8 protein-coding genes are annotated in these 7,091 nt (G+C 40.1%); 7 read left to right on the top strand and 1 reads right to left on the bottom strand.

The genetic code is table 11. From position 1 onward, the window contains the following. Nucleotides 1–131 precede the first annotated feature (131 nt). The gene (gene cysS, locus J536_RS23110; protein WP_032064088.1) at nucleotides 132–1,553 is read right to left on the bottom strand and encodes a cysteine--tRNA ligase; all 1,422 of its coding nucleotides are present in this window, start codon (nucleotides 1,551–1,553) and stop codon (nucleotides 132–134) included. A 213-nt stretch (nucleotides 1,554–1,766) separates the two neighbouring features. On the opposite strand from cysS, the gene J536_RS23105 reads away from it, so the two are divergent. The 7 genes from J536_RS23105 to J536_RS23075 form a co-directional block, all read left to right on the top strand. Beyond that, nucleotides 1,767–2,744, top strand: a complete 978-nt coding sequence (locus J536_RS23105) for a KpsF/GutQ family sugar-phosphate isomerase (RefSeq protein ID WP_002122342.1) — start codon at nucleotides 1,767–1,769, stop codon at nucleotides 2,742–2,744. A 3-nt stretch (nucleotides 2,745–2,747) separates the two neighbouring features. Further along, complete coding sequence (locus tag J536_RS23100; protein WP_002122322.1) at nucleotides 2,748–3,287, top strand: KdsC family phosphatase; 540 nt, start codon at nucleotides 2,748–2,750, stop codon at nucleotides 3,285–3,287. Between the two features lie 37 nt (nucleotides 3,288–3,324). Beyond that, nucleotides 3,325–3,873 (top strand): LPS export ABC transporter periplasmic protein LptC, encoded by a 549-nt coding sequence (gene lptC / locus J536_RS23095; RefSeq protein WP_032064087.1) that lies wholly within the window; start codon nucleotides 3,325–3,327, stop codon nucleotides 3,871–3,873. After that, a complete protein-coding gene (lptA, locus tag J536_RS23090; RefSeq protein ID WP_002122334.1) occupies nucleotides 3,857–4,405 on the top strand; it encodes a lipopolysaccharide transport periplasmic protein LptA in 549 nt (182 codons plus the stop codon). Before lptC ends, lptA begins: the two co-directional genes overlap by 17 nt. Then, nucleotides 4,405–5,148, top strand: a complete 744-nt coding sequence (gene lptB / locus J536_RS23085; RefSeq protein WP_002122331.1) for an LPS export ABC transporter ATP-binding protein — start codon at nucleotides 4,405–4,407, stop codon at nucleotides 5,146–5,148. The genes lptA and lptB overlap by 1 nt, the downstream gene beginning before the upstream one ends. Before the next feature lie 208 nt (nucleotides 5,149–5,356). Beyond that, on the top strand, nucleotides 5,357–6,889 hold the full coding sequence (locus J536_RS23080; RefSeq protein ID WP_322782783.1) for a TolC family outer membrane protein: 1,533 nt from the start codon (nucleotides 5,357–5,359) through the stop codon (nucleotides 6,887–6,889). Further along, nucleotides 6,886–7,091 (top strand): hypothetical protein (locus J536_RS23075; RefSeq protein ID WP_212750235.1); only part of this gene is annotated, 206 nt, incomplete at its 3' end. The genes J536_RS23080 and J536_RS23075, both read left to right, overlap by 4 nt.

Here is a 7,091-nt window from a genome sequence, read left to right as displayed (position 1 = left end):
GAAACGAGACTCGAACTCGCGACCCCAACCTTGGCAAGGTTATGCTCTACCAACTGAGCTATTCCCGCAATGTGAGCACATTATAGAGTGTTTCATTAAAGTGTCAACACTCTTGTGATCTAATTGAACGTTTAATCAGCACGACGCCACACTGTACCTTGACGCGTATCTTCAAGTACCACACCTTGGTCGAGCAAAGACTGACGAATACCATCTGCTTTCGCAAAGTCTTTAGCTTTTTTCGCATCAACACGTTGTTGAATGAAATCTTCAATTTCAGCATCAGACAAAGCAAGCGCTTCTTGTCCAATATCTGATTTTAAGAAATCATCTACATTGTGCTGTACCAAACCTAAAATGTTGGTGAGGTGACGTAAAGTCGAATAAAGCACAGTCGCTTGGTCAGCTTGCTCTTCTTTTACAGCACGGTTTAACTCTTTGTTGAGTTCAAACAATACTGCCATTGCTTCAGCCGTATTGAAATCGTCACACATTGCGTTGTTAAAGCGTTCAATAAAACTTTGATCAAGCGTTTCAGTTGTCTTTTGACCATACACTTGTTGGTAAGCTTTAAATGAATGATAGAAACGAGTTAAAGAAGTTTTTGCTTCTTTAAGCGCTACATCAGAAAAGTTCACAGGACTACGATAGTGTGAAGACACAATAAAGTAGCGAATCACTTCAGGGTGGAACTTCTCCATCACGTCACGAATCGTGAAGAAGTTGCCTAAAGATTTAGACATCTTTTCACCATCAACGTTAATAAAGCCAACATGCATCCAATAGTTCACATATTGCTCGCCAGTTGAAGCTTCACTTTGAGCAATTTCATTTTCATGGTGTGGGAACATTAAATCTGAACCACCACCATGAATGTCAAAGTGATTGCCTAAGCAGCAAGTTGACATTGCAGAACATTCGATGTGCCAACCCGGACGACCATTACCCCAAGGAGATGCCCAAGATGGTTCGTTTTCTTTTGCATGTTTCCAAAGTACAAAGTCAAAAGGATGTTTCTTTTCAACTTCTACATCGACACGTTCACTTGCACCAGCTTGCATATCATCCAGCTTGCGGCCAGAGAGGCGACCATATTTTTCAAATTTGGTCACTTCAAAATAAACATCGCCGTTTGAAGCAGGGTAAGCAGCGCCTTTATTGACCAAATTGCCAATCATATTTTGCATCTGGTCGATATATTCAGTCGCTTTCGGTGCTTCATCGGGTGCAGCACAACCTAAATTGGCTGCATCTTCATTCATTGCATCAATAAAACGAGTGGTGAGCTGTTGGATGGTTTCACCATTTTCTTGAGCACGTTTGATGATTTTGTCGTCAATATCAGTAATGTTGCGAATGTAGCGAACATTCCAGCCTTGACTACGTAAGAAACGAATAATGTAGTCAAATGCAACCATAACTCGAGCATGCCCGATATGACAGTAGTCGTAAACGGTCATACCGCAGACGTACATATCGATGTGACCTTCTTTGCGAGGTACAAATTCAACTTTTTTTCGTTGCTCAGAGTTATATAAAACAAACGGTTGCATAAGGGTTTTCAAACACTCAACAAAAACAGTGTTACATCATAACTGATGCATCATTTTTCACAAAGGTTTATGCAAGAATTTTATAAGCTTGTGAAATCTTATACATTTAAAAACGTGTAGATGATTGAGTTATGTTAGAATGCCCCCAAATCTTTTGATTAAAATCACCGATCTTCACAAGAGATCAGATCAATTATTTTGAGTCAAACTCGTATGCCCAATCCTACAGATTTCCAAAGCAGCGCATTAGCAACATTGCGTATTGAGCAACAAGCCTTAGACGTGTTAGCAACACAAATTGGTGACAGTTTTAACCGAGCTTGTGAAATATTGTTACAGTGTAAAGGTCGTGTTGTGATCACTGGCATGGGTAAGTCAGGGCATATTGGCCGTAAAATGGCTGCTACTTTCGCCTCAACTGGTACACCATCTTTCTTTATGCATCCGGGCGAAGCTGGGCATGGAGATTTGGGGATGCTGGTTCGTGGTGATGTTTTAATTGCGATTTCCAACTCTGGAAAAAGTGATGAAATCATGATGTTGATGCCACTCATCAAACATCTTGGCGTTCCTCTTATTACCATTAGCCGTGATGATAAAGGCCCAATGCCGCAAAACGCAGACATTGCTTTAACTTTAGGTGAGTCTGACGAGGCATGTCCATTAGGTTTAGCGCCTACGTCGAGTACTACAGCAACTTTAGTATTGGGTGATGCGCTGGCTGTCGCTTTACTTGAAGCACGTGGTTTTACCGCAGATGATTTTGCCCGTTCGCATCCAGCAGGTGCGTTGGGTAAACGCTTACTTTTACATGTAAAACATCTGATGCATACAGGCGATGAACTGCCAAAAGTTTCACCAGATACACCAATGAATCAAGTGCTTTATGAAATTTCTAATAAACGTTTAGGCTTGACGACAATTGTAGATGAACAAGAACATTTGCTTGGTATTTTCACCGATGGTGACTTGCGCCGTTTAATTGATAAACAGCAAGGTTTCGATGTGAATTTGCCTGTTTCAGAAGTGATGACAAAAAAACCATCAACGATTTCTCAAGAAGCACGTGCGGTAGAAGCTCTACAACAGCTGAACCTGAAAAAAATTAGTCAGTTTGTGGTGGTAGATGACCAAAACAAAGTGATTGGTGTAATTAGTATGCATGACCTTATTCAGGCAGGGGTAAATTAATCAATGGCATCTTATGCATTGTTAGAACAAGCACGTCATTTACAGGCATTGGTTCTGGATGTTGATGGTATTTTGAGTGATGGCTTCGTAACCTTAACCAATAGTGGCGATGAAATTAAATCATTCGATATTCGTGATGGTTTAGGAATGAAGCTTGCACAGCAAGCCGGCATGAAAGTTATCATTATTACAGGCAGAAAAAGTAATATTGTTGAAAAACGTATGTCTGATTTAGGTGTAGATCTCGTTTTTCAAGGCCGTGAAGACAAAGGCTCAGCACTTCGTGAAGCATGTGCGCAGTTTAATATTTTGCCGTCTGATTGCTTATATATGGGTGATGATTGGCCTGATTTATCTGCTTTTGCAATCGCAGGTATGAGTGTTACTGTGCCAAATGGTCACGAAGAAGTACGTCGCCGTGCGCATTTGGTTACGCAATCGATGGGTGGGCGTGGAGCTGTTCGTGAAGTCTGTGATATGTTGCTGATCGCAAAAGGCATTTACCAAGAACTTCTTGAAAAATATCTTGCAGTACCGCATTAATAATAAGATTACTTAAAAAGGTAGGCTATTCCTGCTCATGGATACCAGAGTTTTATCAATTGTTGCTGTAGTGGTTGCTGCTATAAGTGGTGGTTACTACTACTATAGTGGCAAGGCAAAAAAACTAGACATTGGTTCTGCGAAGAATATGACATATTCAGCGCAGGGCGTCCATTTGACTCAAACTGATGATCAAGGCAATTTGTATATTCGTGCTGAAGTTCGTCAGCTTGAACAGGATATGCAACAAAAAACATCAAAGTTGGATCAACTTAATGCCTCGATGTATAAAGATGGCAAAGTTGATGCAACATTCTTTGCAAAACAGGCAAATGGCTACGATGATAACCGTAAAGTTATTTTGTCGGGTGATGTGGTCGCAACTAAATTGGCGCCACAAGGGAAGATTGAATTCCAAACTGATGAGTTAACTGGATATCCAAAAACCAGAGAAATTGAAACCGATCACCAAGTGGTTGTTCAATCTCCACAAGCCGAGTTTGTCAGCAAAGGGTTAAAAGCTAATTTGAATAGTGGTCAGTACGAATTTTTTAATATTCGAGGAAAGTATGCACCAAAGTCTTAATTTAAAACGTTCTTCAGCTTTCCTAAAACAAGCTGCGGTAATTACATTCGTTGCTTTATCATCTGCTTCGACTTTTGCTTTACCGTCTGACCGTAATCAACAAATTTCGTTAGTGGCAGACCGTGCAACTTATAATGAGAAAACGGGTTTAACGACTTATACGGGTAATGTCGTGATTGAGCAAGGTACGATGAAGCTTCAGGCTGACTCAATTGTTGCTACGCTGAATTCTAAACGTGAAATTCAAACGATTACTGCCAAAGGTAGACCATCTAAATTCCAACAGCAAATCAGTGCTGACAAGGGCGTTGCACGAGGCGAGGGGCAAACCATTGTTTATAATGCAGATACAGGCATTATTACTTTGACTGGTGGTGCATATCTATATCAAGATGGTTCAAGCATCCGTGGTAACTCATTGAAATATAGTATGAACAAAGGTGATGTTGAAGCTCAAGGTTCATCATCAAACCGCGTTCAAATTATTATTCCGCCATCAACTTCAAAAAGTTTCCCAGGAGCGCGTGACTAATGCAACAAGCTCTTCAACCCCAAACTTTGTGTATTAAGCACTTAGCAAAAAACTATAGTAAACGTTGGGTCGTCAAAGACGTATCTTTTAGTATGCAAAGTGGACAGATTGTTGGTTTGCTTGGCCCTAACGGCGCAGGAAAAACAACAAGCTTCTATATGGTTGTTGGGCTAGTGCGTATGGACAAAGGTGAAATTCACCTTGATGATCTTGATATGTCCGATTTGGCAATGCATGAACGGGCACGTAAGGGAATCGGATATCTTCCGCAAGAAGCTTCTATCTTTAGAAAGCTGACCATTGCTGAAAATATTATGTCTATTTTAGAAACACGCAAAGACTTAAATAAGCAACAGCGCCAACAACGTCTTACTGAATTATTGAATGACTTTAAAATCAGTCATATTAAAGATTCATTGGGAATGAGTGTGTCTGGTGGTGAGCGTCGCCGTGCTGAAATTGCACGTGCATTGGCTGCTGATCCTAAGTTTATGTTACTTGATGAACCGTTTGCCGGTGTCGATCCAATTTCGGTGGGTGATATTAAAGATATTATCCAAACCTTAAAAGATCGTGGCATTGGTGTGCTCATCACAGACCATAACGTACGTGAAACTTTGGCGATCTGTGAACGTGCATATATTGTGAGCGAAGGTGCGGTAATTGCAGAAGGCACGCCACAAGAAATTCTGGATAACGAACAGGTACGTAAAGTCTACTTAGGTGACGATTTTACAGTTTAAATAAAAAAGTTAATCTATTTGGCTAAAAAGAGGTCAATGCTTCTTTTTAGCTTTTTTATATTTAATTATTAAAAAACAATAAATTACATGGTTCACTTGATGAAAAAATAATGTGTGAATTATTCCTGCATTTATGCTTCTTTATGCAAAAAAATATGTAGAATGTAAAAGCTTTTAAACGATAACAAACAAGATCAACAAGACAAGCATGATTGGATATAACCAGAGAAGAGTAAAAAGGACATGTAAAAAGCCAGCTTTCCTGAAAGGGTTGATGCTTTTAACTTCACTGCATGTACCTATGGTGATATATGCCGCTAAACCAAGTGAGCAATATCACACATTAAAAGACAACTTATCACAACTTTTTGCCCCTAAAAGTAGTGATGAATTTAAAGTCGCTAAGATGCAAGAGTTGAGTAATTTTAGGCTAGATCGTTCTAGAGTGCAGGAGTTTCCGACTGTTCAACTCAATGATAGAGCAGCTTCATCTTATTCAAATTTGCCATCAAGGAAAATGACTCTGCAGGAAGCGGTGAAAATCGCCATCCAGCGTAACCCTGATATTTCCCAAGCCATTTCAACTTTAGCTGGCCAAAATGCTGGTATTGATGTTGCGAAGGCAGGTTATTATCCTCAAATTTCAGGTGGTATTACCACAGGTGACTTGAGTAGTGGCGAGCGTGGTCGGCAGTTATTGACTTTAAACGCAACTCAAATGCTTTATGATTTTGGTAAAGTCAAATCAGGTGTATCGGTTGAGAAGGCCAAACTCCAAGTCGAACAGGCGAATGTGTTGGTCAGTATTGATGATATTGCACTTGATGTGGCTCAGTCGATTATCAATATTCAGCGCTATCTCCAGTTAAATAAAATTGCCGAGCAGCAAATTGCGGGTATTCAGCGAATTCAGGAAATCGCTAATTTACGTGCAAATGCTGGTATTAGTAGCCAAGCTGATCCAGTTCAGGCACAAACTTATTTAGAATCTGCGCAGTCAACACTTATTGCACAGCAATCTTTACTACGTCAGTACCAACAACATTTAAGAACTCTGGTAGGCGTAGATGTTTTTAATAAATCATGGATCATTCCTGACGATTTAGTGAAAGTGTCTGATTTATATGGTGAACCTGAGTTCAATACCATTCCAAAAATGATCGCTGCACAAGCGGGCATTGAAGTGGCTAAAGCTCAAAAGGAACAGACCCGTTTAACACGTTATCCAACTTTGGCAGTGAAAGGCTCTTTGAGTCAGGCTATTAATGGAAAAAACCCAAACAATAATGAAGACGATGGTTTATATAGTTCCATCATGCTTGAAGCCACCAGTCAGTTTTATCAAGGTGGGGCAGTTTCTTCTCAGGTAAAAATGGCAAGTTATGCAGAGGAAGCCGCTAAGTCTAAAGTGAATTCTGTGTATCTGGATGTGCTCGATCAGATCAGAACCAGCCGTGAGCAAATTGAAAATAAACAACGTCAAATGCAGGTTTTAGCAAACCGCCAAGCGACAACAGTTCGTACACGCGAACTCTATCAAGAGCAGTACAAACTCGGTACCCGTTCATTGGTTGACTTATTGAATGCTGAACAGGCGATTCATAGCGCCAATTCAGAACTTGAAACTGCACGTTATGACATCTACAGCAGTATTGTTCAGTACATTGCAGCAACAGGACGTTCCCGCCAAGCTTATGACTTAAATAATATTTCAATTCAGGGGTTCGAAGTACAACCATGATGACAAAAATAAATTACCAGCCCTGGTTACAGGCGGTCTTAACGATTGCTAAACATTATAGAATTGAGCCTTCAGAAGAAAGAATTCGTTTACAACTTGACTGGAACCAAAATCAAAACCTTGATGATGTTTTGCAGTTAATGACACGTCAGGTTGGTCTCAATTTACGTAAAGTACCTTTTTCATTAGATTTACTTAATCC

Source organism: Acinetobacter sp. 809848 (assembly GCF_000581275.1).
GTDB lineage: Bacteria > Pseudomonadota > Gammaproteobacteria > Pseudomonadales > Moraxellaceae > Acinetobacter > Acinetobacter pittii.
Note: the sequence above shows the minus strand (reverse complement) of the source record. Positions and strands in the feature narration are given on the sequence as shown.

Excerpts from the sequence above, each read along its gene's own strand:
- cysS (WP_032064088.1), bottom strand. The coding sequence starts at position 1,553 with ATGCAACCGTTTGTTTTATATAACTCTGAGCAACGAAAAAAAGTTGAA.
- J536_RS23105 (WP_002122342.1), top strand. The coding sequence starts at position 1,767 with ATGCCCAATCCTACAGATTTCCAAAGCAGCGCATTAGCAACATTGCGT.
- J536_RS23100 (WP_002122322.1), top strand. The coding sequence starts at position 2,748 with ATGGCATCTTATGCATTGTTAGAACAAGCACGTCATTTACAGGCATTG.
- lptC (WP_032064087.1), top strand. The coding sequence starts at position 3,325 with ATGGATACCAGAGTTTTATCAATTGTTGCTGTAGTGGTTGCTGCTATA.
- lptA (WP_002122334.1), top strand. The coding sequence starts at position 3,857 with ATGCACCAAAGTCTTAATTTAAAACGTTCTTCAGCTTTCCTAAAACAA.
- lptB (WP_002122331.1), top strand. The coding sequence starts at position 4,405 with ATGCAACAAGCTCTTCAACCCCAAACTTTGTGTATTAAGCACTTAGCA.
- J536_RS23080 (WP_322782783.1), top strand. The coding sequence starts at position 5,357 with ATGATTGGATATAACCAGAGAAGAGTAAAAAGGACATGTAAAAAGCCA.